General features: G+C 69.3%; 25 protein-coding genes. 16 read left to right on the top strand and 9 right to left on the bottom strand.

The annotated features are described in order from the left end of the window. Window positions 1-93: 93 nt before the first annotated feature. The gene (gene ctaE, locus IG75_RS0125585; protein ID WP_081877128.1) at window positions 94-702 is read right to left on the bottom strand and encodes an aa3-type cytochrome oxidase subunit III; all 609 of its coding nucleotides are present in this window, start codon (window positions 700-702) and stop codon (window positions 94-96) included. Window positions 703-940: 238 nt separating this feature from the next. Between ctaE and trpD the strand changes: the two genes are divergently transcribed. Next, complete coding sequence (gene trpD / locus IG75_RS0125580; protein ID WP_030523877.1) at window positions 941-1,999, top strand: anthranilate phosphoribosyltransferase; 1,059 nt, start codon at window positions 941-943, stop codon at window positions 1,997-1,999. A gap of 10 nt (window positions 2,000-2,009) precedes the next feature. Here trpD and IG75_RS0125575 read toward each other — a convergent pair whose 3' ends face one another. Next, complete coding sequence (locus tag IG75_RS0125575; protein ID WP_030523878.1) at window positions 2,010-2,285, bottom strand: Lrp/AsnC family transcriptional regulator; 276 nt, start codon at window positions 2,283-2,285, stop codon at window positions 2,010-2,012. A gap of 29 nt (window positions 2,286-2,314) precedes the next feature. Then, window positions 2,315-4,111: a DEDD exonuclease domain-containing protein gene (locus IG75_RS0125570; protein ID WP_081877129.1), complete on the bottom strand. Its 1,797-nt coding sequence runs from the start codon at window positions 4,109-4,111 to the stop codon at window positions 2,315-2,317. A gap of 544 nt (window positions 4,112-4,655) precedes the next feature. Here IG75_RS0125570 and IG75_RS0125565 point away from each other — a divergent pair. From IG75_RS0125565 to IG75_RS0125520, 10 genes are all read left to right on the top strand, one after another. Beyond that, on the top strand, window positions 4,656-5,231 hold the full coding sequence (locus tag IG75_RS0125565) for a C40 family peptidase (protein ID WP_030523880.1): 576 nt from the start codon (window positions 4,656-4,658) through the stop codon (window positions 5,229-5,231). Between the two features lie 270 nt (window positions 5,232-5,501). Next, on the top strand, window positions 5,502-6,500 hold the full coding sequence (locus IG75_RS0125560; RefSeq protein ID WP_036515181.1) for an NlpC/P60 family protein: 999 nt from the start codon (window positions 5,502-5,504) through the stop codon (window positions 6,498-6,500). A 45-nt stretch (window positions 6,501-6,545) separates the two neighbouring features. After that, window positions 6,546-7,670: a glycosyltransferase family 4 protein gene (locus tag IG75_RS0125555; RefSeq protein ID WP_030523882.1), complete on the top strand. Its 1,125-nt coding sequence runs from the start codon at window positions 6,546-6,548 to the stop codon at window positions 7,668-7,670. A gap of 78 nt (window positions 7,671-7,748) precedes the next feature. Continuing rightward, on the top strand, window positions 7,749-8,129 hold the full coding sequence (locus IG75_RS0125550) for a hypothetical protein (RefSeq protein ID WP_030523883.1): 381 nt from the start codon (window positions 7,749-7,751) through the stop codon (window positions 8,127-8,129). A gap of 42 nt (window positions 8,130-8,171) precedes the next feature. Then, a complete protein-coding gene (locus IG75_RS0125545) occupies window positions 8,172-8,609 on the top strand; it encodes an SRPBCC family protein (RefSeq protein ID WP_030523884.1) in 438 nt (145 codons plus the stop codon). An 80-nt stretch (window positions 8,610-8,689) separates the two neighbouring features. Then, window positions 8,690-9,982 (top strand): ArsA family ATPase, encoded by a 1,293-nt coding sequence (locus IG75_RS0125540; protein ID WP_030523885.1) that lies wholly within the window; start codon window positions 8,690-8,692, stop codon window positions 9,980-9,982. Beyond that, window positions 9,979-10,473 (top strand): hypothetical protein, encoded by a 495-nt coding sequence (locus IG75_RS40420; protein WP_245713208.1) that lies wholly within the window; start codon window positions 9,979-9,981, stop codon window positions 10,471-10,473. Before IG75_RS0125540 ends, IG75_RS40420 begins: the two co-directional genes overlap by 4 nt. Then, the gene (locus IG75_RS0125530) at window positions 10,470-11,507 is read left to right on the top strand and encodes an ROK family protein (RefSeq protein WP_081877130.1); all 1,038 of its coding nucleotides are present in this window, start codon (window positions 10,470-10,472) and stop codon (window positions 11,505-11,507) included. Before IG75_RS40420 ends, IG75_RS0125530 begins: the two co-directional genes overlap by 4 nt. Before the next feature lie 141 nt (window positions 11,508-11,648). After that, window positions 11,649-12,374: a lysophospholipid acyltransferase family protein gene (locus IG75_RS0125525; protein ID WP_030523888.1), complete on the top strand. Its 726-nt coding sequence runs from the start codon at window positions 11,649-11,651 to the stop codon at window positions 12,372-12,374. A gap of 23 nt (window positions 12,375-12,397) precedes the next feature. Further along, entirely contained in the window at window positions 12,398-13,123 is a 726-nt protein-coding gene (locus IG75_RS0125520; protein ID WP_051714913.1) for a phosphoribosylanthranilate isomerase, read from the top strand. Here the strand turns inward: IG75_RS0125520 and IG75_RS0125515 are convergent. Next, a complete protein-coding gene (locus IG75_RS0125515) occupies window positions 13,032-13,916 on the bottom strand; it encodes a DMT family transporter (protein ID WP_030523890.1) in 885 nt (294 codons plus the stop codon). The two genes, IG75_RS0125520 and IG75_RS0125515, sit on opposite strands and share 92 nt — an antisense overlap. Then, window positions 13,913-15,226 carry a hypothetical protein gene (locus IG75_RS0125510; protein WP_156059148.1) on the bottom strand — a complete coding sequence of 438 codons (1,314 nt, stop codon included), beginning with the start codon at window positions 15,224-15,226 and terminating at the stop codon, window positions 13,913-13,915. Before IG75_RS0125510 ends, IG75_RS0125515 begins: the two co-directional genes overlap by 4 nt. 159 nt (window positions 15,227-15,385) lie before the next feature. On the opposite strand from IG75_RS0125510, the gene IG75_RS0125505 reads away from it, so the two are divergent. Both IG75_RS0125505 and IG75_RS0125500 read left to right on the top strand, forming a co-directional pair. After that, entirely contained in the window at window positions 15,386-16,147 is a 762-nt protein-coding gene (locus IG75_RS0125505) for a sporulation protein (RefSeq protein WP_030523892.1), read from the top strand. A 298-nt stretch (window positions 16,148-16,445) separates the two neighbouring features. Next, window positions 16,446-17,729, top strand: coding sequence for an FAD-binding oxidoreductase (locus IG75_RS0125500; protein ID WP_030525996.1), 1,284 nt, complete (start codon window positions 16,446-16,448; stop codon window positions 17,727-17,729). A 571-nt stretch (window positions 17,730-18,300) separates the two neighbouring features. Here IG75_RS0125500 and IG75_RS0125495 read toward each other — a convergent pair. Together IG75_RS0125495 and ctaC are read right to left on the bottom strand one after the other, a co-directional pair. Next, on the bottom strand, window positions 18,301-18,717 hold the full coding sequence (locus tag IG75_RS0125495) for a cytochrome c oxidase subunit 4 (RefSeq protein ID WP_030523894.1): 417 nt from the start codon (window positions 18,715-18,717) through the stop codon (window positions 18,301-18,303). A gap of 13 nt (window positions 18,718-18,730) precedes the next feature. Further along, window positions 18,731-19,717: an aa3-type cytochrome oxidase subunit II gene (gene ctaC / locus IG75_RS0125490; protein ID WP_081877156.1), complete on the bottom strand. Its 987-nt coding sequence runs from the start codon at window positions 19,715-19,717 to the stop codon at window positions 18,731-18,733. Between the two features lie 516 nt (window positions 19,718-20,233). Between ctaC and asnB the strand changes: the two genes are divergently transcribed. After that, a complete protein-coding gene (gene asnB, locus IG75_RS0125485; RefSeq protein ID WP_030523896.1) occupies window positions 20,234-22,177 on the top strand; it encodes an asparagine synthase (glutamine-hydrolyzing) in 1,944 nt (647 codons plus the stop codon). Window positions 22,178-22,310: 133 nt separating this feature from the next. Here the strand turns inward: asnB and IG75_RS0125480 are convergent, their stop codons facing one another. Both IG75_RS0125480 and IG75_RS0125475 read right to left on the bottom strand, forming a co-directional pair. Continuing rightward, a complete protein-coding gene (locus tag IG75_RS0125480) occupies window positions 22,311-23,282 on the bottom strand; it encodes a carbohydrate kinase family protein (RefSeq protein ID WP_030523897.1) in 972 nt (323 codons plus the stop codon). 185 nt (window positions 23,283-23,467) lie between these two features. Continuing rightward, window positions 23,468-23,824 carry a HesB/IscA family protein gene (locus IG75_RS0125475; RefSeq protein WP_030523898.1) on the bottom strand — a complete coding sequence of 119 codons (357 nt, stop codon included), beginning with the start codon at window positions 23,822-23,824 and terminating at the stop codon, window positions 23,468-23,470. 243 nt (window positions 23,825-24,067) lie between these two features. On the opposite strand from IG75_RS0125475, the gene IG75_RS0125470 reads away from it, so the two are divergent. Both IG75_RS0125470 and IG75_RS0125465 read left to right on the top strand, forming a co-directional pair. Beyond that, window positions 24,068-24,748, top strand: a complete 681-nt coding sequence (locus IG75_RS0125470; protein WP_030523899.1) for a DUF3043 domain-containing protein — start codon at window positions 24,068-24,070, stop codon at window positions 24,746-24,748. Window positions 24,749-24,755: 7 nt separating this feature from the next. Beyond that, window positions 24,756-25,298, top strand: a complete 543-nt coding sequence (locus tag IG75_RS0125465) for a bifunctional adenosylcobinamide kinase/adenosylcobinamide-phosphate guanylyltransferase (RefSeq protein ID WP_030523900.1) — start codon at window positions 24,756-24,758, stop codon at window positions 25,296-25,298. The last annotated feature ends 64 nt before the right edge of the window (window positions 25,299-25,362 follow it).

Genomic DNA, 25,362 nt, shown 5'->3' with positions numbered 1-25,362 from the left:
CCTGGTGGGCTGTTGACGTGTGCACCCGCGCTACGCCTGCGTGGTCACGCTGCGCTACCTCCTCCGGCGCTGAGGCTCGGGTGCAGGTCGGCGTCACCGGACGAAGTAGATCGTGGCGAAGAGCCCGATCCACACGATGTCGACGAAGTGCCAGTAGTACGAGACGACGATCGCGGCGGTGGCCTGAGCCGGTGTGAACTTGCTCATCGCGGTGCGCGCGAGCAGGAACAGGAACGCGATCAGACCGCCGATGACGTGCAGGCCGTGGAACCCGGTGGTGATGTAGAACACCGATCCGTAGGAGCTGCCGGAGATCGAGGTGCCCTCCGCCACCAGGTGGTAGTACTCGTAGCCCTGACCGCATACGAAGAACGCGCCCATGAGGAACGTGACGACATACCAGCGGCGCAGCCCGAACACATCACCGCGTTCGGCCGCGAACACGCCCATCTGGCAGGTGAACGAGGAGGCGATCAGCACGGCGGTGACCGGGATGGCCAGCGTCATGTTCAGTTCGGTCGGCGGCATCGGCCACTCGGGCGCCTGACTTCGCGCGACGAAGTACATCGCGAAGAGGCCGGCGAAGAACATCAGCTCGCTGGACAGCCAGATGATGGTACCGACGCTGACCATGTTGGGCCGGTTCAGCGAATGCACACGCTGGGTTATGGCCGATCCTGAGGTACCTACTGCGGTCGTCACGGGGGTAAGTATGACTCTTCGTAGTACGACAGTCGAAGTCGGGTTCCAAACTCGATCATCCGTGTCGTGATCGACCGGCCCCGTGTGTCTCTCGGGGCAGTTCGGCGTGTCGGCCGCTCCCCCGTCGTGCAGGCCCCGCCAGCAGCGCCGATGACGTCGTGCGGTGCGCCCGGCGGTAGGCGGTTTAGGGTGTGCACAACCGTTCGGTCACAGATATCGGTGCGACGAGGAGATTGAGATGAGCGTGCGCAGCTGGCCCCAGATGCTCGGGGCGCTCGCCGACGGACAGGACCTCACCGCGGACGATACGACCTGGGTGATCGACGAGATCTTCACCGACAACTCCACCGCGGCGCAGATCGCCGCGTTCGGGGTGGCGATGAAGATCAAGGGCCCGACCCCCGCCGAGCTGGCCGGTATGGCCCGCGGCATGCTCGAGCACGCGCGGCTGGTGAAGATCGACGGTGACGCGGTGGACATCGTCGGTACCGGTGGCGACCGCTCCGGCTCGGCGAACATCTCGACCATGTCCTCGATCGTGGTCGCGGCGGCCGGGGTGCCGGTCGTCAAGCACGGTAACCGGGCCGCGTCCTCCAAGAGCGGCGGCGCCGATGTGCTCGAGGCCCTCGGGGTGAGGCTGACCCTGGGACCCGAGTCGGTGGCACGCTGTGTACGCGAGGTCGGTATCGGATTCTGTTTCGCGCCGCTGTTCCACTCCGGCCTGCGGTTCGCCGGCCCGGCCCGGAAACAGATCGGGATCCCGACCGTCTTCAATGTGCTGGGCCCGCTCACCAATCCCGCCCAACCGCGCGCCGGCCTGGTGGGATGCGCGTTCCCGGACCTCCTGGCGACCATCGCCGGGGTGTTCGCCGAGCGGGGCGCCGGTGCGCTGGTGGTGCGCGGCCGGGACGGCCTGGACGAGATCACCACCTCCGAAGTCACCGATGTCTTCGTGGTCGCCGACGGGGTGGTCCGGGAAACCGTGATCGACCCGGCCCGGCTCGGGATCCCCCGGGTCCACCTCGACGAGCTGCGCGGCGGCGACGCCGAGGTGAACGCGGGGGTGGCCCGCGATGTGCTGGCGGGCAATCCCGGTGCGGTACGCGACGCGGTCCTGGTGAACTCCGCCGCCGCCATCACCGCCTACGATCTGTCCCGCGGTGCGGACACCGGCGCCGAACTCGACGATCAGCTGATGGCCGGGATCGAACGCGCGGCCACCGCGATCGACAGCGGTGCGGCCGCCGCCCTGCTGGACCGCTGGGCGGCGCTCACCCGGACCCTCGGCGACGACTGAGCCGCCCGGCTCACTCGCCGATCGAGAAACCGGCCTCGATATCGGCGCGCGAATACGATTTGAACGCGATATGCGTGACCGTGCGCTGGACGCCGGCGACCTTGTCGATCCGCGCGGTGACCACCTCGGCCACCTCCTCGTGGTCGCGGACCCGCACCAGCGCGATCAGATCGACGTCGCCGGCACACGAGTACACCTCGGTCACGCCCTCGGTATCGGCCACCGCCTGCGCGGTCTCCGGTATGCGCCCGTTGTCGGCCTGGATCAGAACGATGGCGGTAATCATGGGAACAGCCTAAGCATGGCGGCGACCGGTCAGCCGCGCTGTTCGTCGTAGGACTCGGCGGCGCGGGCCGCGCCCGCGGCGGCGTCGGCGGCCTCGGCCCAGCCGATCCAGCGGCCCGCGCCGCGGGCGGGTTCGGCGTAACCGTCGGTGGTGCGCACAATCCGCACGCCGGGGCGCTCGAGCCAGCGCGCGATCACCGCGACCTCGTCCGGGGACGCGCCCAGCAGGGGTGGTAGCCGGAGATCGGCGCCGGTGAGGGGCAATTCGTCCGTGGCCGCCTCCCCGGGCTCCGGCCCGGCGGGGCGCACGGTCTGCGCGGCGGCGACGATCTGCTCGACCACCGGCATCGGCGGGACGCCGCGCGCGGCCGTGCCCGCCCCGGCGAGGCGGCCGTGCCGGACGACGGCGAATTCCCAGCCGCCGGCACCGTCGGGATGCGCGGCGATCAGTTCGGCCGGCCGGGCCACCGCGGCCAGCCGCTGGGTGCGGCGCAGCGCGCGGATGAGGGCCGCGGTCCGGTCCCGCAGCCGGGCCGCGGATTCGTACTGCTCGTTCGCCGCGTAGTCCTCGATCCGGGCCAGCAGGGCATGGACCGCGGCATCGTCGGCTCCGGTGAACAGGGCGCGCGCGGCCGCGGGAGCGGCCGCGTAGGCCGCCGCGGCCCGCGGCTCGGGCGCCGCGGCCGGACAACCGCCGACGGCCTCCGGCGCACAGGTGTGCAGAGCCGTCCGGGACAGGCGGGTGGTGCAGGTGCGCAGGCCGCAGTACTCGGCGAGCGTGGCGGCGATCTCGACGGCCGCGGCGCGGGCATGGAACGGCCCCACCGCCGGACCGCCGGGGTCACGCACCAGGGTCAGCCGCGGGAAGGCTTCGACGGTGAGCGCGATCCACCAGGCGCGCTTCGGGAATTTGGACCGCCGGTTGTAGGGCGGGGCATGGGCGGCGAGCAGCCGCAGCTCCCGGACACCGGCTTCCAGCCCGTGCGCGCACACCACATGGTCGACCCGGGTGGCCAGCCGCACCATCTCCCGGATCCGGCCGCGGGTCTCCGAGCCGGTGAAATAGCTGCGTACCCGCCGGCGCAGATTCACCGCCGTGCCTATATAGAGGACTTCGTCCGACGGTCCGCGGAACAGGTAGACACCGGGCGCGGCGGGCAGGTCGACGGCGAGGGCACGTTTGGCCCGCTGCCCGGCGGTGACCTCGGGTAGATAGTCGATCAGTTCGGTGAGGCTGTGTACCCCCTGGTTCCCCACCCGGCCGATCAGCGCGTGCAGTACATCCACGGTGGCGCGGGCGTCGTCGAGCGCGCGATGGGTCGGGGTGGTGCTCGCACCGAGCACTCGGGCCAGCACCCCGAGCCGGACCGACGGCGCCTCGTCGCGGCCCAGCACCCGCCGCGCGAGCCGGACCGTGCACACCACCTGGGCGCGCGGCCACGGGGTGTCGCAGCGTGCGGCGGCGGCTTTGAGGAAGCCCATATCGAAGCGGGCGTTGTGCGCGACGAGGACCGCTCCGGCGGCGAACTCGAGGAATCCGGGCAGGACCGCGTCGATAGGTGGCGCGGCCCGCACCATCGCGGTGGTGATGCCGGTGACCTGCACGACTGCCGGAGGTATGGAACGGCCGGGATCGACCAGGGTCGCGAATTCACCGAGGACTTCGCCTCCGCGTACTTTGACCGCGCCGATCTCGGTGATCGCGTCGTCGGCCGGACTGGTGCCGGTGGTTTCCAGGTCTACCACCACGAAGGTCGTGTCGTAGAGCGGAGTGTCGAGCTGGTCGAACGCCAGTTGCCGGGCAGGCAGCGGGGCGGGTTCGGACACGGCGGCAGGCTACCGGGCGGCTACGACAGGTTCGGTATATCGGATCGTTGTCGGTGATCTTCAGCGGGCATCGAATCTGTCCGTATTCCCCCTCGGCGCACCGCTCACCACGTAAATGTGCGCCAGTTCACATTCAATGTTCGTTTGCTATGCAATTGCCCTATTCGGTACAAAATGGTCGAGGAATCCAAAACGGAGGGATCGTCGCGGAGCAAACCGGAACGGGCGTCCCGGCGCGGCCACTGTCCCAGCGCAGACATCCGCCCGCTCGAACTGGGAAAAATGATCGATCGCGCCGCCGGCGCCCGCTCAACGAGAGACGTCCACACACCCCTGTCTCATCCCCACGTAACCCCGGCGCAATTCGCTGGGGCTCTGTGATTTCGCTCGCACAATTTGCCGAGGGAAAGCTGCGGGACGCACGTTTATCGAGCCCAGGGGCTTTACAAATCACCGTGATCTGTTCGTAATCTTTTCGAGACCTCGCGGAGTTCGGCGCACCACCGGCGGTGCGACCGGGCGGGGAAATCGGAAGGACCGCATCATGGCGTTCAACACCGTCAAGCGACAGGCACGGCGCGTAGCCGTAACCGGAGCCGTCGGCGCTGCCACCCTGGGCGCATTCCTGCTCCCCGCCGCACCGGCCGCCGCCCAGCCGGTGACCATCGACGGCTTCGGCACCTTCGAGGTGCCCAACGAGATCCCGCTCCCGGCGGGTATCCCCGGCGTGCAGGTGCCCGGCGCCGCCGTCGCACCGCCCTTCGTCACCCCCACCAAGACCGCGGGCCGGCTGGCGCTCGACGCCGCGCTCTCGAAGGTCGGCGCCCCCTACGTCTACGGTGCGGCCGGCCCGAACGCCTTCGACTGCTCCGGTCTCGTGCAGTGGTCCTACAGACAGGCCGGGCGCGAGCTACCGCGTACCAGCGACGCGCAGCTCGCCTCGGGCTCACCGGTCTCCATGAACGACCTGCAGCCCGGCGACGTGGTGTCGTTCTACGGCGGCGGCCATTCCGGCCTGTACGCGGGCGACGGCAATGTCGTGCACGCCTCCACCGCCGGCTCCCCGGTCGCGGTCGCGCCCCTCTCGTCCATGCCGGTCGCCGGCGCGCGGCGCTACTGAGCGGCCGCCGCGGGGTCTCCGGCGCGACCTTCCCGGTTCCGGCCGCCGGCCGGACGACCGTGCCGGGTCGTACTGGACACCCCGCGGACCCGTCCGTAATCTAATCGAGACCTTTACGGGCGACTTCGCACAGAGCGTCATACGGAGAGCGGGGCACGGCAGGCTGTGGCAGGACACGAACAGCGGCAACGACGTCGGCGGGATCGGCGTCGCGGGCCCGGCCACAGGCGAGACCGGCATCCGGCACGTACCGCGCTGGCGGCCGGCCTCTTGGCGGCAGCCCTCTATGGTGGCGGTCCGGCCGGAGCCGACCCGGCCCCCGCGCCGACCTCCGCGAGCGAAGCCGTCCAGCAGATGATCGACCTGTCCCGGCAGGCCGAACAGCTCAATCAGCAGGCCCTCACCGCCCAGGCGGACCTCGACGCGAAACTGGCCGTCCAGCGCGATGCCGACGCCAAGGTCGCCGCGGCCGGCGCCGCGGTCGACGCCGCGCGCAACGAGGTGGCCCGCTACCGGCCGATGATCGACCGCACCGCCATCGCGGCCTACCAGGGCGCGCGTACCAACCGGTTGTTCTCGGTGCTGGTCAGCGACTCTCCGCAGCAGTTGCTGGATCAGATGTCCACGCTGGACGTGGTCGCCACCCAGACCTCCGACCAGTTGAAGCAGTACAAACGCGCCACCGACGCCGCGACCGCCGCCCAATCCGCGGCCCGCGCCGCCGCCGATACCGCCCGCGCCGCCACCGATCAGGCGAACACCGTGCGTGACGATGTCGGGCGCAAACAGACCGATCTGCAGAACGCGGTGGCACGGGTCATCGAAGTCTGGGGCGGTTTGTCGACCGCGGACCGGACCGCGCTGGCCGGTTCCCCCTTCCCACCCGGATTCGACCGCGACAGCCTGCTGCGCGATCTGGTACCCGGCAGCGGCACCAGCGCCCTGGCCGCCGGACTCACCCGCGTCGGCGACCCCTATGTCTGGGGCGCCACCGGACCCGACCAGTTCGACTGCTCCGGCCTGGTGCAGTGGGCGTTCCGGCAGGTCGGCAAGGAGGTGCCGCGCACCAGTTCGGCGCAGGCCGCCTACGGCACCCCCGTCGGCCGCGACGAACTCCAACCCGGCGACGTCGTCTTCTTCTACGACGACATCTCCCACGTCGGCATCTATGCGGGAAACGGCCTCATGCTGCACGCGTCGACGTTCGGCGTCCCGGTGGCCGTGGCCCCGATGGATTCCACGCCCTATCACTCCGCCCGGCGCTACTGACACCCGGAGCGAACCGACCGACAGCGCGCCAATACTGTGGGTCGTATGGCTCGAACTCTGCTGGTTACCAATGATTTCCCGCCACGGCCGGGAGGTATCCAGTCGTATCTGCAGGCGCTGGCCGGGCAGCTGCCTCCGGACGATCTGGTCGTCTACGCACCTCGGTGGCGCGGGGACAGCCACACCCGATTCGACGCGAACCAGCCCTTCCAGGTCGTCCGCCACCCCACCACCCTCATGCTGCCCACCCCCGCGGTGCTGCGCCGCGCCCGGAAGGTACTGCGCGCCGAGGGCTGCGAATCCGTATGGTTCGGTGCGGCCGCGCCACTGGCCCTGCTCGCCGCGCCGCTGCGGCGCGCCGGCGCCCACCGCATTCTGGCGAGCACCCACGGCCATGAGGTCGGCTGGTCGATGCTGCCGGCCGCCCGGCAGGCGCTCCGGATCATCGGGGACCACACCGATATCGTCACCTATGTCAGCAAATACACGCGCCGCCGGTTCGCCGCCGCGTTCGGACCCGACGCCGCCCTCGAATACCTGCCGCCCGGTGTGGACACCGAAACCTTCCGTCCCGATCCGGCCGCCCGCGCCGAACTGCGGAAACGCTACGGTCTCGGCGACCGGCCCACGGTGCTCTGCCTGTCCCGGCTGGTCCCGCGCAAAGGCCAGGACGTACTGCTGGTCGCCATGCACCGGATCAAAGAACGCATCCCGGGTGCCGTCCTGGTGATAGCCGGCAGCGGACCCTACGAAGACCGGTTGCGCGGTTTCGCCGACGCCCTCGGCCTGGCCGACGACGTGGTGTTCACCGGCCGGGTACCCGCGGCCGAACTGGCCGCCCACCACACCCTCGCCGACGTATTCGCGATGCCCGCCCGCACCCGCGGCGCCGGGCTCGATGTGGAAGGTCTCGGCATCGTCTACCTGGAGGCTTCCGCCACCGGCGTCCCCGTGGTGGCCGGAACCTCGGGCGGTGCCCCGGAAACAGTGCTGGACGGGAAAACCGGGCGCGTGGTGGACGGCCGCCGCGCCGACCACGTCGCCGACGCGATCGCCGATATCCTCGCCGACCGCGACGCGGCCGCCGAAATGGGCGCTGCCGGAAGGGCTTTCGTCGAACGCCAATGGCGCTGGGACACTCTCGGCGCCCGCCTCCGGCAGCTCTTGTGAGTTGGCGCCGCCCCAGGCGGCACCATTAACACAGCGCGCCGATGAGCACCTTCTCCGCTATCTATTACGCTCACCCGGGTGAGCAGTATCCAGGTCGCGGACCAAACCTTCCTCGCCGCTCCCGGCGCCGCGGTGGCGGCTGCGCTGGCGGGGCCGGGGCACTGGCGGCGCTGGTGGCCCGATCTCGAACTGGACGTCCGGGAAGATCGCGGCGACAAGGGAATTCGCTGGTCGGTGTCGGGCGCGCTGTCCGGCACCATGGAGGTGTGGCTGGAACCGTCGCTGGACGGCGTGATCCTGCACTACTTTCTGCACGCCGAGCCGCCGCAGCCGCTGCCGCCGCGCAAACTGGCCGCCGCCAACCGGGCTCGCCGGGTGGCGGGCAAGGTGATGTCGTTCGAGATCAAGGACCGTCTCGAGGACGAGCGCCCGGCCGGAGTCGCTCCTCACGACAACTGACCGATTTCGTACCGCACCGCCGAAAGGAACCCCTGAGACCCAATGGCCGACCGGACCCAGAGATCGATCGTCATCGCGGCACCCGCCCGGCAGGTGATGTCAGTTATCGCCGATCTGGCGTCCTACCCCGAGTGGGTATCGGCGGCCAAATCGGTGGAAGTCCTGGAGACGGGGCCCGACGGCCGGGCGCGTACCGCGCGCTTCGTGCTGGACGCGGGCGTGGTCAAGGACACCTACGTGCTGGCCTACACCTGGCAGCCGGACGATCTGGCCGTGAGCTGGACGCTGGTGAGCGGTGAACTGCAGAAGGTCCAGGAGGGCCGCTACGAGCTCGTCGAGCAGCCCGGCGGCGGCACCGAGGTGCGATACGAACTGACCGTGGATCTGACGATCCCGATGATCGGCATGTTCAAGCGCAAGGCGGAGAAGGTGATCACCGATACCGCGCTCAAGGAACTGAAGAAACGGGTCGAAGGCTGACCGGGCCGCAGCGCTCGGGAGATGATGCCCGCGGCGGCGGCCGGCCCGCTCGCGGCGCCCGGTCGCGCACGCGGGTCGAATTGTTCGTCGGTAAGGGCGGTGTCGGCAAGACGACACTGGCGTGTGCGCGCGCCATGAGTTGCGCCCGGGCGGGTCAGCGGATTCTGGTGGCTTCGCTCGACCAGGCGCATTCACTCGGTGACGCGCTGGGCTTCCGGTTCGCGCACGATCCGGGCGCCGTCCCGGGGATCACCCAGGTCGTCCCGGGCCTCGAGGTGATCGAACTCGATTCCCTGGCGCTGCTGGAGGAGCGTTTCAGCGCGCTCACCGAACTGCTGCGGACCGATCCGGGTCACGATCACGGTTTCGATCTTGCGGCCCTGGAGCCGGCCGAACTCACCGGTCTGCCGGGGGTGCAGGAGCTGCTGATGCTGGTGGAGATCGCCCAGTACGTGGCCGACGACGAATGGGACGCGATCGTTCTGGACTGTCCGCCGACGGCCGATATGCTGCGCATCGTCACCATGCCCGAGACGGTGCTCGGGTATCTGGACCGGGTCTGGCCGCCGCATCATCGCATGATGAGCTCGATCGGTACCGATATCCGCCGGGCCGTCCTGGCGGCGACCGTACAGCGGGTCGTCACCGCGGTCGGCGAGGTCCGGGATCTGCTCGCCGACTCCGACCGCACCAGTGCCCGGCTGGTCACCCTGGCCGAACGGGTCGCGGTCGCGGAATCGGCCCGGGTGCGTTCGGCCACGGCACTGCTCGGGTTGCGGCTGGACGCGGTGGTGGTGAACAAGGTGCTCGCCTCGGTGCCACCACCGGGGCCGGAGCCCCAGCATCCCGCCGTGCGCTGGTATCTGAATCGTTGCGCCGAACAGTGGGATGTGATCTCCGGATTGCAGCGGTCGATGCCGGAGGTCCCGGTACTCGTCGCGGGACATACCGGCGCCGAACCGGTGGGCCTGGGCCCGCTGGCGGCGCTGTCGTGCGTGGTCGCGGAGTCGGATGTGCTGCCCGGGAGCGGATACGACGGTGTCCGGCTCGACAGCGGGGGCGCGGTACGCGACGATCCGGGTTCGGCACCGATACCGGGAGCCGGCATCGCGCACACAGCGCCCGCGGTGCACCTGGAATCCGGGGCGGGGTTGCAGTCGGTGTACGCGATGCGTATCCATCTGCCGGTCGCCGATCCGGCGACACTGCGCCTGGGACGAGTGGAGGACGATTTGATCGTGGGAGCGGACGGCGTGCGCCGCCGGCTACGCCTGGCGCCCGTCCTACGCCGCTGCACCGTCAGCACCGCCGAGCTGGACAACGGATACCTCGTGATCCGTTTCCGCCCCGACCCGCAGGAGTGGCCGAAGTGACCGGAACCCGCTACCGCCAGCCCGAGGGCGTCGCCGAATTCGCCGACGAACTGCGGCTGCTCGCCGAAGCCGTGCTGGAACGCGTCGAACCGGTCCTGCGCGAGGCCGCGGCCGAGGGGCAGCCCGAGTGGAACAACTGCACCTGGTGCCCGCTCTGCGCCGCGGCCGCGCTGGTCCGCGGCGAACATCACGAGGTGCTGGCCACGGTGGCCGCGCACGGCACCGCGATCGTCACGGTCCTGCGTGAGGCCTTGGCCGGTGTACCGGTGGATCCGGTGGTGGCGCATCGGCACGGGCCGGAAAGCGGCACCGCGCACGAAGATTCCCGATCCACTGCGACCGGAGCCGACGGGGCGCCCGGCGAGGCCGACGGCGCCGATGATCCCGGCGCGGTGGCCGGCGGCCCCGATGCCGAGACTCTGCCCGGCGAACGCGCCGCGGATGCCGGAAAAGCGCGTTATGTCGGTATACCCGTGAACATCAAGCAGTGACCGGCTCCCGCCCCGGTACCCCGCTGACCGTCGGTATCGATATCGGCGGCACCAATATCCGCGCGTCGGTGGTCGACGCCGCGGGCGAGGTCCTGGACACGGTGCAGTACCCGACCCCGCATTCGGCGGTCGCGCTGGAGGCCGCGCTCGACCGCGCGGTCCGCGAACTCGCCGACCGGCATACGCTCGACGCCGTCGGACTTGCGGTCGCCGGTTTCATCTCCCAGGACCGCACCACCGTGCGCTTCGCCCCGCATCTGCCGTGGCGGGACGCGCCCGTGGCGAAACGGCTCACCGACCGCCTCGGCCTGCCCGTCCTGCTCGAACACGATGCCAACGCGGCGATGTGGGCCGAATACCGGTTCGGCGCCGCCGCCGGCGGGCACAATGTGGTGCTGGTGGCGATCGGTACCGGAATCGGCGCCGCGCTACTACTCGACGGCACCCTGTATCGGGGCACCTACGGCGTGGCCCCCGAACTCGGGCATCTCCAGGTGGTCCCCGGGGGGCGCGACTGTGGATGCGGGAAACGGGGCTGCTGGGAGCGGTACTGCAGCGGGACCGCCCTCGCCGAGACCGCTATCGAACTGCTGGCCACCGAAACCGCGCCCTCGGCGCTGGCCCGGGAGCTCGTCGCCGACCCCGGCGCGGTCACCGGCCGCCGTATCGCCGACGCGGCCCACGACGACGATCCGCTCGCCGTCCGGGTGATGGCCGATTTCGCCCGGTGGCTCGGGCTCGGCCTGGCCTTTGTCGGCGATATCTTCGACCCCGACCTGGTCGTCATCGCCGGTGGGGTGAGCAGTTCGGCGCCGCTGTTCCTCGACGAGGCCCGCGAAGAATACGCCGCGGCGGTCACCGGCCACGGCCATCGGCCGCTGGCCCGGATCCGGACCACCCAGCTGGGCGAGGCCGCGGGCATGATCGGCGCCGCCGAACTCGCCCGCTCCGCGCTCCTCGCCGGGGCACGGGGCGGGGGTACCGGCTCGGAACATCCGGTTTGCCCGGAAAAGGGTCTCGGCACGTTCACGTAACCGAAACGCACCGGTGAAATCTCGGCAGCGAGTGTGAGTGACATTGTTCGCGGGGCTTGGATGTGATCTGCGACCGGCGGTAGAGTCGGCTGGCAGAGGCATTCCCCCAAATTCCATCCCGGTTCTCGGAGTAAGGACGTCATGTTCTACTGGCTGCTTAAGTTTGTGCTGCTGGGTCCGTTCATCCACCTCTACAACCGACCCGAGGTGGAGGGCGTGGAAAACATCCCGGCCGAGGGCGCGGCCATCATGGCGGGGAACCATCTCTCGTTCGCGGATTGGCTTTTCGCCCCGCTGTCGAGTCCGCGCCGGATCAGCTACCTGGCGAAGGCCGAATACTTCAACACCCCTGGCCTCAAGGGGCGGTTCCAGAAGTTCTTCTTCAGCGCCTCCGGCCAGTACCCGATCGACCGCAGTGGTGCCGATGCCGCCGAGGACGCGCTCATCGCGGCACGCACACTGCTCGACCAGGGCCGTCTGGTCGGCCTCTACCCGGAGGGCACCCGCTCCCCCGACGGCCGGTTGTACAAGGGCAAGACAGGGATGGCCCGGCTGGCCCTGGAGACCGGAGTCCCGGTGATCCCGGTGGCGGTGACCGGCACCGACGAGGTGAGCCCGCCCGGACCGTTCCGGTGGAAACGGCGCAAGGTCACGGTGAAGTTCGGTAAGCCGATCGATTTCTCCCGCTACGAGGGTATGGGCGGTAACCGGTTCGTCGAGCGCGCGGTCACCGACGAGGTCATGTATGAGCTGATGCGGATGTCGGGCCAGGAATACGTGGACGTCTACGCCTCCAGCTTGAAGAAGAACGTCCCCTCGGGCCCTTCCTCCCACCTCCCGCGCATTCCGGAGTCCGCCGCGAGCTGAACGCGACGCGTACCATTGGTCGGATGACGGTTCGCGCCAAAATCTGCGGTATCCGGTCCCGATCGGACCTGGAAACGGTGGTGACCGCCGGCGCGGATGCCATCGGATTCATCTGCGGGACAACCCATTACAGTGAAGACGCATTGACGGCCGAGGTGGCCGCGGAATTGTCCGCGGCCACTCCGTCGTTCGTGAACCGCGTCCTGGTCACCCATCTCGAGGAGGCCGGCGCCATCCTCGACCTGGCCGACCGGGTCGGCGTGGACACCATCCAGGTGCACGGTCTGGTCGATCGCGCGACGCTGCGGGCCGTGCATGCCGCGGCGCACGGGCGCACCATCGTGCGCGCGGTCCACGTGACCGGCGCGGACGCGGTGGCCCGGGCTCGGGAGATCGCGGCGGACTCCGACGCGGTGCTGCTCGATTCCCGGACCGCCGACCGGCTGGGCGGGACCGGCCGCACCCACGACTGGTCGGTCAGCGCCCGGATCGTCCACGAACTCGCCCGGATGGGGCGGCCGGTGATCCTGGCCGGAGGCTTGAGCGCCGACAATGTGGAGCAGGCGATCGCCGCGGTGCACCCGTTCGGGGTGGATGTGAACAGCGGGGTCGAAACCGAGACCGGCGACAAAGATTTCACGGCCTGCCAGGCCTTCGTCAAGACGGCACACGAAAGCGATCGGGACCGGCCAGTTCCAGTCCCACCGCGCCGAGTACCAGAGCTCCAGCGAGCAGGGTCGCGGCGGTAACAGCCGAGCCCACAACCGCCGCCCCGATCATCGTCGCCACCACCGCCTCGTTGAGTCCCACCAATCCCGCGACCACTTCGTCCAGGTCGCGCAGCGCCAGCCAGTAGCAGGCGAATCCCGGGCCCAGGAGCACCGCGCCGATCCCGGCGAGGGCGAGTGCCTCCCCCGGCGTCGGTCCCGCTCCGGTGAGTGCGGCGAAGCCGAGCAGCGGAGCACCCAGCACCGACGCCGTGAGCAACTGCAATCCGGCCGCGGCACCGCTGGGCCGGCCCGCCGATTCCCGCGCCACCAGCGTGATCAGTCCCGCCACACAGGCCGCGCTGGCGACCGCCAGGACACAGCCGGCCAGCGCCGATCCCCAGGCGGTCTCCGCCGGTCGATGGGCGGCCACCAGCCAGATCGCCGCGCCCACGGCCATCAGTTCCGCCGCGACGGCGACCGTGATCGCCCGCCCACCCCGCACGATCTGCGTGATGATCATCAGCACCGGCGCGGTGAGATGCAGCGCCACCACCACGGGCAGCGGCCCGATGTGCAGCGCGGCGACATAGCACACGAGATTCAGCACCTCGAGGATGCCGAGCCGCAGGAACAGGCCGGGTGAGTCGCGTAGATCCCGCCACGGATCGGTGCCGCGCACCGTCGCGAAGGCCAGCAGGGCCACCGCGCCGCCGGCCGCGACCGGCGCCGCCGCGAAGCCCTCGGCGCCCACCCCCGCGATTCCCGCGCTGGAGGCGCCCCACAGACTGGTTGCCACGACCAGCAGGATCAGGCCACGTCCGGTGCTCGTCATGACAACAGGAAGGTCACCACGGGCAGGATCACCGCGGTGAACGCCGCGAACACCGCCGCCGCGGTCCGTACCTTGGGTACCGACGGCAGCCGGGTCGCGATCCCGGTATAGGTACCCAGTGCCACGAACATCGTTCCCCACACGACCAGCGACCGGCTCACCACGACACCGAGTTCGTCGGCGAACAGCACGGCCAGCACCGCGATGGTGACGCCGGCGGGCAGCGCCGCGGCGAGGGTCATCGCCCCGGCGTAGCTGTTCATCAGCACGACGTTTCCCTGGTACCCCACCACCTCCTGCGCGTCCCGGGGATGCACACCCTGCTCTCGGCAGATCATGTCGAATACCGTGGCGGGATTGACCCGCTCGTTGACCATGCGGCGCACCGCGGTCATCGCCTCCAGTCCCTGCACCGTCGCGTAGGAGGTCACGAAACCTTCGGTGGAGGTGCGGAAACCGCCACGGGCCGCCGCCAGGTCCTGGGTCTCCTGTAGTTCCAGCAGTTCCACCAGGCCGCGGCGCACCCCGGGGTCGAAAACCGTCCGCTCGTCGGCGGTCACCACCGCACAGACCGCGAGATGCAGGCTCAGATGCCGCCAGGTGTCGGCGACCTCGCCGCGACGGAACGGTTCCTCCTCCACGCGTGCCTCGCCCCGCCGCAGTCCGTCCAGCATCCGCTCCACGGTCAGCGCCCGGACCCGGTCGACCCGTTTCCCGCCCACCACAGCGATTTCCGGCCGGGACAGCAGCAGCGCCGCGTGCGCGCAGGCGTACATCGGCTGAATGCGGGGATCGTCCTCCAGCAGTAGCGAAACCACGAGGGAGGTGCCGTGCAGCAATGCCTCGGCGACCGATTCGTCGGTGGTGGCCAGATCCGCGAGCGCGTGCAGCGCGGCAGTGGTGGCGGTGAGCGATACCGGACCCACCGGGCCGGACAATCGCCAGCCCCGGGTCTGCGGGTCACGTTCGGACTGCAGTGCGCGCAGACATCCCACCACCGCCGGATCGGCGGGTGCGACACCCAGGCACGTCAGCGCCCTTAGACGCCACGACAGATCGATCGGGGACCGGAATTCCCAGGCCCCGCTCTCGGTGTCCACCACATCGCGTCGTACCAGGGCGCGCACCTCGTCGGCTCGCGGCACCGGACGGCCCGCGGCGGTGAGAGCGACCACGGCCTCGGCGGTGTTCTGCGGATTCGGCGGAACATCGGAGACCCACCCCCAGCCGGCGCCGCCGTGCCGGTCACCGAGCTGGCCCCGATGCAACCAGTCCACGGCCCACCCGATCCGCTGATCGATATTGGACACGCCGACCTCCCTCCCATCCATCGAGCCGTATTCCACAGGCGCTCAAGGACTTCGACCACCCTACCGCCCGGGCAGCGCGCGGACGGACGTTTACGTCTACGCTGTGGACCCAGGCACGGCGGCGGGAGACGTGCGGGCGGGGCCGGAGGGAGAATGTCGATGTTCAGGACTTTGCTGGGCGCACTGGGCGCGCATACCGCCGAGGTGGAGACCGAGTTGTCCACCCCCGGTGTGCAGCCGGGCCAGGCGATGCACGGGATCATCCGGATGCGCTGTCACGATCGGCCGATCCGGGTGAAAGGCGTCGCGGTGGAGTTGATCACCCGGGCCGAACGCGAGTACGACGACGGCGAGGCCCTGGTGGATATGGCCTTCGCCCGGCAGCCGGTGTTCGGCCCGTTCGAACTGCTGCCCGGGTACCCGCTGGAGGGCCGGTTCGAACTGCTCGCGCCGTGGGAGACACCCCTCACCTTCTACAACGGCCGGCATCTGCACGGGACCGCCGTCGCCGTCCGTACCCGGGTGGACGTGGACGGCGGCTTCGACGCCACCGATACCGATCCCATCGGCGTGGGTGCGCTGCCGCCCCAGCACGTCGTGCTGGCGGCGGTGGAAGCCTGGGGGTTCGGCCTGCGGCACGCCGATGTGGAGGCCGGCCGGGTGGACCGGATCCCGCATTCGCTGCCGTTCTTCCAGGAGATCGAATTCGGCCCGTCACCGCGCTTCCCGCGCCTGAACCAGCTCGAGGTGACCTTCCTGGCCGACCCGCACGGTATGTACGTGGTCATCGAAGCCGACAAACGCGCCGCGCTCTTCGCCCCCGGCCGCGATGTCATGGACACGATCCGAGTCGATTTCGCCACATTCGAACAGGTCGACTGGGTCGAAGTAATCGGCCGGCGACTCCACGCCATGGCTTGAGCCCCACCCGCCGAACAGCGGCACCGGACCCGCCCAACACCGGCGTCCACGCCGCACCGGCGCCGAGTTCAGCGAGGCCCACCAAGGGTCGAGGCCCGTCCGGCCCTTGACCGAAGGTGCTCAATGGTCGCACTCTATGGACGGCCCACCGCACATCGCATGCGCCGCAGGCGCGAGTCTCGAGGCCTGAACGGCGGGACCGAGGGGGCCTCGACCCCGCGGCGCCGAAGGCGCCGCCGATAAGCACAGCAAAACCCAGTATCGCCACGGCAGCCCAGCTGTGGTTAGCTTTCGTGCCATGAGCACGCCGCACATCGTTTCTCCTGCCGAGTACCTGCCTCGCGACACCGCGGATGTCGTTCGCACCGTGCGGAATTCCCGGGACTGCTCCAGGCCGCTCACCGTTCACGGGGGCGATCCCGCCACCGACGGCCTCACCCTGCCCGACCAGCAGACCGTGGTGTCGTTGCGCCGGATGAACGCGATCGTCGATCTGAATCTCGGCCGCCGCACGGTGCGGGTCCAGGCGGGGGCGCGCCTGTCCGATATCGACCGGCGGCTCGGCGCGCACGGTCTGGGGCTACCCGTGGTCGGCGATCACCGGGATATCACTGCGGGCGGGTTCGCCTCGGTGGGCGGGGTGAGCACCGCCTCGCACCGGCACGGCCTGTTCATCGATCAGATCGTCGACCTCGAGTACGTGGATACCGACGGCCGGATCGGCACCTGCGGGCGCACCCACCACACCGAACGGTTCCATCGCATCCTGGGAGCCGGCGGCCGGGCGGGCATCATCACCGCGCTCACCCTCGACACCGTGCAGGTCGACAAGGAAAACACCTGGCTGTCCACCGATTCGCACCGTTTCCTGGATTTCGACAGTTTCGTCGACTACGCCTACGCCGAGGTCGCCCGCCCCCGGGATGCCGTGCTGCAGGTGGGCCGCTGGGTGGATACGGCCCCGCTCAAGGTGTCCCGGCCGGTAATCGCGGGTCAGGTGCAGCTGGGCACCGTGCGGTTCGGCCAGTGGTCCAGCCTCTACCCCACCGCGCCCACCCGCTCCCTGCGGGCCCGTCGCGAGGTCGGCAGCCGGGCCCGGAAATCGCTGGGCGCCATCGCTTCGGCGACCCCCGGTAAGGCCGGTATGCCGGTCCGTAACGCCGCCGCCGGCGCGGTGATGTTCACTCCCAAGATCCTCACCCTGCGCGACGCCGAGTATCTCGCCGATACGGTGATCAGTTCCTCCGAGCGCGGCCCGGCCTACCGGGTGGGCGTATTCGCCCCGCTGTCCAACTACACATCGGTGTTCTACCGGCTGCACGATCTGTTCAACGGTCATCGGGAACGCACCGGCTGCTTCACCGTCATCTCGGCCATGACCTATGGGGTGCGCTCGCCGTATCTGCGGGCCGAATCCGCCGCCAACAACCTGCCCGCCGCCGACCACGGGCTGATCACCTTCACCTGCCGGCTCCGCCCACATGCCCTGCCGTCGGAGCAGCTGCGCGATATCGTCACCGGTATCGAGGAGATCTGCCGCTCGGAGAACAGCATCCGCTACGCGCGGGTCGGGGCCCTGTGACCCCGATTCTTCCCTCCTCCGCTCAGTCGCTGCGCTCCTTCGCTCCGTCGGTCCAGAATCGGGGGCGGGCCCCGACCGTGGAGGTGGACCATCCGGGAAAGGCAGAAGGTGCATGCCGTCGTGTACCTCGACCGGGCCGGGTAGGTTCACGACACTGTAAGTGCTCAATGGTCACCGATCCATGGACTGTCGACCGCACACGCTCCAGAAGCGCGGCGGGACGGGTCCTATAGGCCGCTGACCATCCGGAGTAGCGGAAGGTGTTGCGGTCGTGTGCCCGGCCGAGCACGGGCCGGGCGACGCCACCATCATGCTCACCGTTCGTCGCTCTACGAACGGCAGGCGCCCAGCCGCGGACCCCGCCCCTCCGGGTAACACCTGTGGGCGCGCCGACGTACGTCTTGGTCGACATGGGCAGGCTCGCTTCACTGTAAGTGCTCAATGGTCGCCGATCTATGGACGGCCGACCGCGCATCGCGGGAGACCGCCATCCACGGAAAAACCCCGCTGCCCGGAAGGCCAGCGGGGTTTTGCTCATGCGGTGACCGGCGCCGGAAGCGCCGCCACCGGCTCAGTGCTTCTCGGGACCCAGGTAGTACTCGAAGACCAGACCGCCGGCGGCGGTCAGGACCAGGATCACGCCGAACCCGAGCAGCCACGGCTCGAAGAAGGCGAAGCCCAGGGCCGTCACCGAGGCGGCACCCGCCAGCAGGATGGGCCAGAAGCTGCCGGGCGAGAAGAAGCCCAGGTCGCCGGCGCCGTCCACGATCTCGGCGTCCTCGTAATCCTCCGGGCGCAGGTCGAGCCGACGGGCGACGAAGCGGAAGTAGGTGCCGATGATCAGCGACAGACCGGCGGTCAGCACGATCGCCGTGGTGCCGGCCCATTCGATACCGGTCCGCGACTGGGCGGTGAAGAAGCCGTAGATGACGCCCACGAGAATGAAGAACACCGTGAGCAGTTCGAACAGCCGTGCTTCGATCCTCATCTCAGATCAGTCCTCACTTGCTTTCGGTGGTGTCGGTCTTGACCGTGCGATCGGTGTTGAACGGCTGGGTCGAGGTGGCCACCGGCGACTCACCGATGGATTCGAGCGCGGCGGCATTCGTCATACCCGATTCCCGCGCCTGGATGTAGCGCTGGAACTTGTCCGGCGAGACCGCGCGGACCTCGAAGTTCATCATCGAGTGGAACGTGCCGCACATTTCCGCGCAGCGGCCCACGAAGGCGCCTTCCCGGTCGATCTCGCTGATCTGGAAGACGTTGTCGGAGTTGTTTTCCTTCGGGTTCGGCATGACGTCCCGCTTGAAGAGGAACTCCGGAACCCAGAACGCGTGGATGACGTCCGCGGCGGCGAGCTGGAACTCGATCACCTTGCCGGTCGGGAGCACCAGGACGGGGACCTCGGTGCTGCTGCCGATCGTTTCGATCTTGTTGTAGTGCAGGTAGGACAGGATGTCGTTCTCGGGACGGCCGTGCACCGGGCCGGGCTGCGGATGGCCCTCTTCGTTGGTGCGGTCGGCGTACTCCTTCAGCTGCTGCTGGTTCGCGTCCTCACGTACCGTGTCGACACCGTTGTAGGTGAAGCCGTTCTTCAGGTCGACATCGCGGTAGCCGAACTTCCAGTTCCACTGGAACGCGGTCACGTCGACGACCACGTCCGGGTTGTCGACTTTCTCGTGCACGTAGTTCTGCACGACCACGGTGAAATAGAACAGCACCGCGATGATGACGAACGGGATCGCGGTGTAGGTCAGTTCGAGCGGCACGTTGTAGCCGGTCTGCCGGGGGAACTCCGGCGAATTCTTCTTCTTGCGGTGGAAGACCACGGTCCAGAAGGTCAGACCCCAGACCAGCACACCCATGATGAGGGCGGCCACCACCGACCAGGTCCACAGTTCCCGCATCCGGTGGGCCTGCGGGGTGACACCCGAGGGCCAGCCGAACCGCAACCACACATTGTCGATCGAGCAGCCGGATACGAGCATGGTGGTGATCGCCAACGACACGACCAGCCCGCCCCGCCGAAGGACTCGCCCCGACCCGCGCACGGCCGGAGCGGATGCGGAGGTACGCAATACCGCCAGGCCCGCCCGCCGCAGGACACGACCCCGCCGCCGGGCAGGCCGTGCCCCGATCTCGTCGCTCGCCTTGTGCGCCACGCTCAACGCCTTCCTGGTCGCCACACATTCCGACACCGCATCCCCGTGGCGGGACCCGCCGCCGGGGATACTGACAAACAGCTCGTCCGGGCTACCCGGGCGGCTCCGCGCACCGCGCGACACCACCCGGAACAGTCCGAGTACTACGCAGCGTAGACCAAACACGCGCCCGGTACGCCGTCGGGTCGGCTTCGACACTCCGTACAGTGGCGCACGGGGCGGACGGAGGTGTATCGCACGGGGAATCGATACGTGCGGCATACTCGGACACTAGATTTCGCCCGCCGCGCCGGCTCCCCCGGGCGCGGATCCCCGACCAGTGGAAACGAGGTTAGCGCCGCCGTGTGTGGACTGCTCGGATTTCTGACATCCGATACCGCAGCGCCGGAAACGGTGCAGCGGGTATACGACGCGCTGCACTGTGTGCGGCACCGCGGGCCGGACGAGCGCGGCACCTGGCACGACGACCAGCTGATCTTCGGTTTCAACCGGCTGTCGATCATCGATATCGAGCATTCGCACCAGCCGCTGCGCTGGGGTCCGGCCGATGACCGGCAGCGCTACGCGCTGACCTTCAACGGCGAGATCTACAACTATCTGGAACTGCGCGAAGAACTGGCCCGTGAGCACGCGGCCGAATTCGGTGACGAACCCATGTTCGCGACCGAGGGCGACGGCGAGGCCATCGTCGCGGCTTTCCACTATTGGGGCCCGGAGGCGGTCCGGCGGCTGCGCGGCATGTTCGCCTTCGCGATCTGGGACACCCGCACCCGGGAGCTGTTCGTCGCGCGCGACCCGTTCGGTATCAAGCCGCTGTTCCTGGCCACCGGCCCGGGCGGTACGGCGTTCGGCAGCGAGAAGAAGAGCCTGCTGGAACTGCTGCCCGATCTCGGGCTCGACGAATCCCTCGACCACCGGGCGCTCGAGCACTACACGGTGCTGCAGTACGTCCCGGAACCGGAGACGCTGCACGCCGGTATCCGCCGGCTGGAGTCGGGCAGCTACGCGGTGGTCCGGCCGGGGGCGCAGCCGGAGATCACCCGCTATTTCGTTCCCGGATTCGGCGTCCGCCCCTTCGCCGCCGGGTCCGAACAGGCCCGCTACCGGGAGATCGCCGCGGCGCTCGAGGATTCGGTCGCCAAACATATGCGGGCCGATGTCACCGTCGGCTCCTTCCTGTCCGGTGGTATCGACTCCACCGCCATCGCGGCGCTGGCCATGCGGCACAACCCGAAACTGATCACCTTCACCACCGGCTTCGAGCGGGAGGGCTATTCCGAGGTCGATGTGGCCGCGGAGAGCGCGGCCGCGATCGGGGCCCGGCATATCGTCAAGGTGGTCTCCCCGGCGGAGTTCGCCGCCGCCATTCCGGAGATCGTCTGGTACCTCGACGACCCGGTGGCCGATCCGGCGCTGGTGCCGCTGTACTTCGTCGCCAAAGAGGCACGTAAGCACGTCAAGGTGGTGCTGTCCGGCGAGGGCGCCGACGAACTGTTCGGCGGCTACACCATCTACCGGGAGCCGCTGTCGCTGGCACCGTTCGAGAAGCTGCCGCGCGGGTTGCGCCGGCTGGCCGGAAAGGTCTCCGACCTCATCCCGGACGGCACCCGGGGCAAGAGTCTGCTGCACCGGGGGTCTTTGCCCCTCGAGCAGCGGTACTACGGCAATGCGCGCAGTTTCAGCGACGCCCAGCTGCGGTCGGTGCTGCGGGAGTTCCGCCCGGAGTGGACCCATCAGGACGTCACCGCCGCGATCTACGACCGGTCGGCCGGGTGGGACCCGGTCGCGCGGATGCAGCATCTGGATCTGTTCACCTGGTTGCGCGGTGACATCCTGGTCAAGGCCGACAAGATGACCATGGCGAATTCGCTGGAACTGCGGGTGCCGTTCCTGGACTCCGAGGTCTTCCGGGTGGCCGAGCAGATCCCGCTGGAGCAGAAGATCACCAAGAACACCACCAAGTACGCGCTGCGGCAGGCGCTCGAGGGCATCGTCCCGGGGCATGTGCTGCACCGTGCGAAACTCGGGTTCCCGGTGCCGCTGCGGCACTGGCTGCGCGGGACCGAACTCTACGACTGGGCCCGGCAGCAGATCGCCGAATCGCAGACCGATCACCTGCTGGACAAGGCGGCGATCACCGCCATGCTCGACGCGCACCGAGCCGGGGATTCCGATCACAGCCGTCGCCTGTGGACACTGCTGGTGTTCATGATCTGGCACGGGATCTTCGTGGAGGAGCGAATCAAGCCGGAGATCTCCGAACCCACCTATCCGGTCCAGGTCTAGGCGTACCTCCGCCTTCGCTCCGGCCGTGCGCAGGCTGTCGACGGGCTGTGCCCGGCTGTGCCACTAGCCCTACCGACAGCGAGGGCCCCGCTCACCCGGGTGAGCGGGGCCCTCGTTCGTTGTTACCGGAGGTTCAGCGCAGCAGTGACTCGAGTTCGGCGGCCGCCTCCGCGCCGTAGGCCTCGCCGAGCCGTTTGAGCGCGGCATCGGCATCCAGCGTCCATTCCTGGGTGCCGACCGTCTCCAGTACGAGTACCGCGACCAGCGAGCCGAGCTGTGCCGCGCGTTCGAGGGTCAGGCCGGCGGCGTGGGCGGTGAGGAAGCCGGCCCGGAACGCGTCACCGACACCGGTCGGATCCACCTTGGCGTACTCCGGCACGGCCTCCACGCGTACCTGGCTGCCGTCGGTGTCGACCACGAGCACACCGTCCTTGCCGAGGGTGGTGACCCGCACACCCACCCGGGTGGCGATCTCGTCCTCGGTGAGGCCGGTCTTCTGCTTGAGCAGACCCCATTCGTACTCGTTGGTGAACAGGTAGGCGCTGCCCTCGATGAGCTGGACGGCCTGGTCGCCGTCCAACCGTGCCAGCTGCTGGGACGGATCGGCGGCGAAGGGAACGCCCAGTTCCCGGCATTCGGCGGTATGCCGCAACATCGCCTCGGGATCGTTCGCGCCGACCAGGACCAGGTCGAGTTGCCGTTCCTCGGCCAGTGCCGTGAGCGAGATATCGCCCGCTTCGCTCATCGCGCCGGGATAGAACGAGGCGATCTGGGCCATGTCCTCATCGGTGGTGCAGACGAACCGGGCGGTGTGCGCGGACTCGGACACCCGGACCACCGAGCAGTCGACACCGTGGGACTCCAGCCACTGCCGGTATTCGTCGAAATCGCGCCCCACCGAACCGATGAGCAGCGGGGACTGCTTCAGCAGGCCCATGGCGTAGGCGATGTTGCCGGCGACGCCGCCGCGGCGGATCACCAGGTCGTCGACGAGGAAACTCAGCGAGACATGCTCGAGCTGATCGGGCAGCAGCACATCGGCGAATCGGCCGGAGAAACGCATGAGGTGGTCGGTCGCGATGGATGCGGATACAGCTATGGACACGTAGGTCGGCCCCTTCGGAATCAGCGCGAACAAGAAAGTGAACGGGGCCTTGCCCCCAAGGTTCACCGTATCAATTCGCCGGGGCTACGACTACGTGTCGTAACCGGCCTCGTGACAAATAAATGGTCACGTAACCCGGGTGTATCCAGAATGCCGGGCCGGCGCTGTCACCGGCCCGGAAGCACTCAGTTGAAGGAGTCGCCGCAGGCGCAGGAGCCGGTGGCGTTGGGGTTGTCGATGGTGAAGCCCTGCTTCTCGATCGTGTCGACGAAGTCGATCGCGGCGCCCTGGACGTACGGTGCGCTCATCCGGTCGACGGTCAGGGTGACGCCGCCGAATTCGGCGGTCAGATCGCCGTCGAGGGTGCGATCGTCGAAGAAGAGCTGGTAACGCAGACCCGCGCAGCCGCCCGGCTGCACCGCGATCCGCAGCGCGAGGTCGTCCCGGCCCTCCTGATCGAGCAGCGCCTTGGCCTTACCCGCGGCAGCATCGGTCAGCTGCACACCGTGGGTGGTGGTGGCGGTGTCGTTCTGCACACTCATGAACTCTCCTATGGACAGCGTGGTCGGTCCGTGAACAGCGCACGGTTCCGGGTGTCACAACACCCTCGGACGGGCTGCTATTCCCCATCTTGCCATCTCCTGGGCCCGCGGCCACACCACCCGTGCCACAGAGGGCGGCGCAGCCGGGTGAGCCGGGCCACGTCGGCCCGGCGGGGTGATCGGCCGCACCCCGGCCACCGCCCCGTTCACGGGCGGGACGGGTGACCGATTAGCCTGGTTACCGTGAAGTTGTTCCGACGCGGTGAGCCCAGCGGTACCGACGTGCCCGCTGACGGCTCGCGGGCCGCGACCGCCACCGCGAGCGCCACCGAGGCCGAGGCGGCCCCGGCCAAGGCCGCGCCCACGGCAGGCAAGGGCCGGCCCACCCCGAGTCGGCGCGACGCCGAGGGCAGGCGCCGCGGCCCGGTCGCCCCGCCCCCCATGACATCGAAGGAAGCGCGCGCCCGGCGCAAGGAGACGCGCGGTTCCAAGGAGGACCGCAAGGCGGCCTCCGCCGAGCGTCGCGCCGCCGCCCAGGACCGTCGCGCCCGGATGCTGGCGGGTGAGGACAAGTACCTGCTGCCCCGTGATCAGGGCCCGGTGCGCGCCTTCGTCCGCGATATCGTCGACGGCCGCCGCAACCTGGTCGGCCTGTTCATGCCGATGGCGCTGCTGCTGATCCTGTCCATGTTCGCGGCTCCGGCGTGGCAGTCGATCGTCACGCTGGCCATGCTGGTCATGATGGTCTTCATGATGGCCGAGGGTTTCCTGCTCGGCCGGGTCGTGAACCGCCGGGTGCGGGAACGTTTCCCGAAGTCCACCGATACCGGGTTCCGGCTCGGCTGGTACGCGTTCGTACGTGCCTCTCAGATGCGCAAGATGCGCGCGCCGAAGCCGCGGGTCTCCCCCGGCGACGCGATCTGATCCACGGGTGCCCGAATCCGTCTCTGCCCCTGGGCAGCGCACCCTCGTGCTCGGTGGTGCGCGCTCGGGTAAATCCGCGTTCGCCGAATCCCTCGTCACCGGCGGCGCGGTGCGCTATCTGGCCACCGCGATCCCCGATCCCGCGGATACCGATTTCGCCGACCGGATCGCCGCGCACCGGGCCCGCCGTCCCGCGGAGTGGACGGTGATCGATGCCGCCGATCCGGCGGCCGAACTGCGCACCGCCCATCCCGGCGCCACCCTGGTCGACGATATGGGCACCTGGCTGACCGCCCGGCTCGATGCCCGCGCGGGCTGGGATGCCCCGCGCGGCACGATCGGCCCGGATACCGACGTTCTCGTCGACGCCGTCGCCGGCTATCGCGAGCGGCTGGTGCTCGTCACCCCGGAGGTCGGACTGGGTGTGATCCCCGCGACCCGGTCGGGCCGGTTGTTCCGCGACGAGATCGGCACCTTGAATCAGCGACTCGCCCAGGTCTGCGACGAGGCTTTTCTCGTGGTCGCCGGGCTGCCACTGCGCCTGAAATGAGCACCGGCCGGGCGGGCGGCACCCGCCCTCTCCCGGCTCTCCGGCCCGGGTGCCGCGGCCTGTC

It is taken from the genome of Nocardia rhamnosiphila NBRC 108938, assembly GCF_000720425.1.
Taxonomy (GTDB): Bacteria; Actinomycetota; Actinomycetes; order Mycobacteriales; family Mycobacteriaceae; genus Nocardia; species Nocardia rhamnosiphila.
The sequence above is the reverse complement of the archived record's forward strand: the minus strand, read 5'-3'. Positions and strand labels throughout refer to the sequence as shown.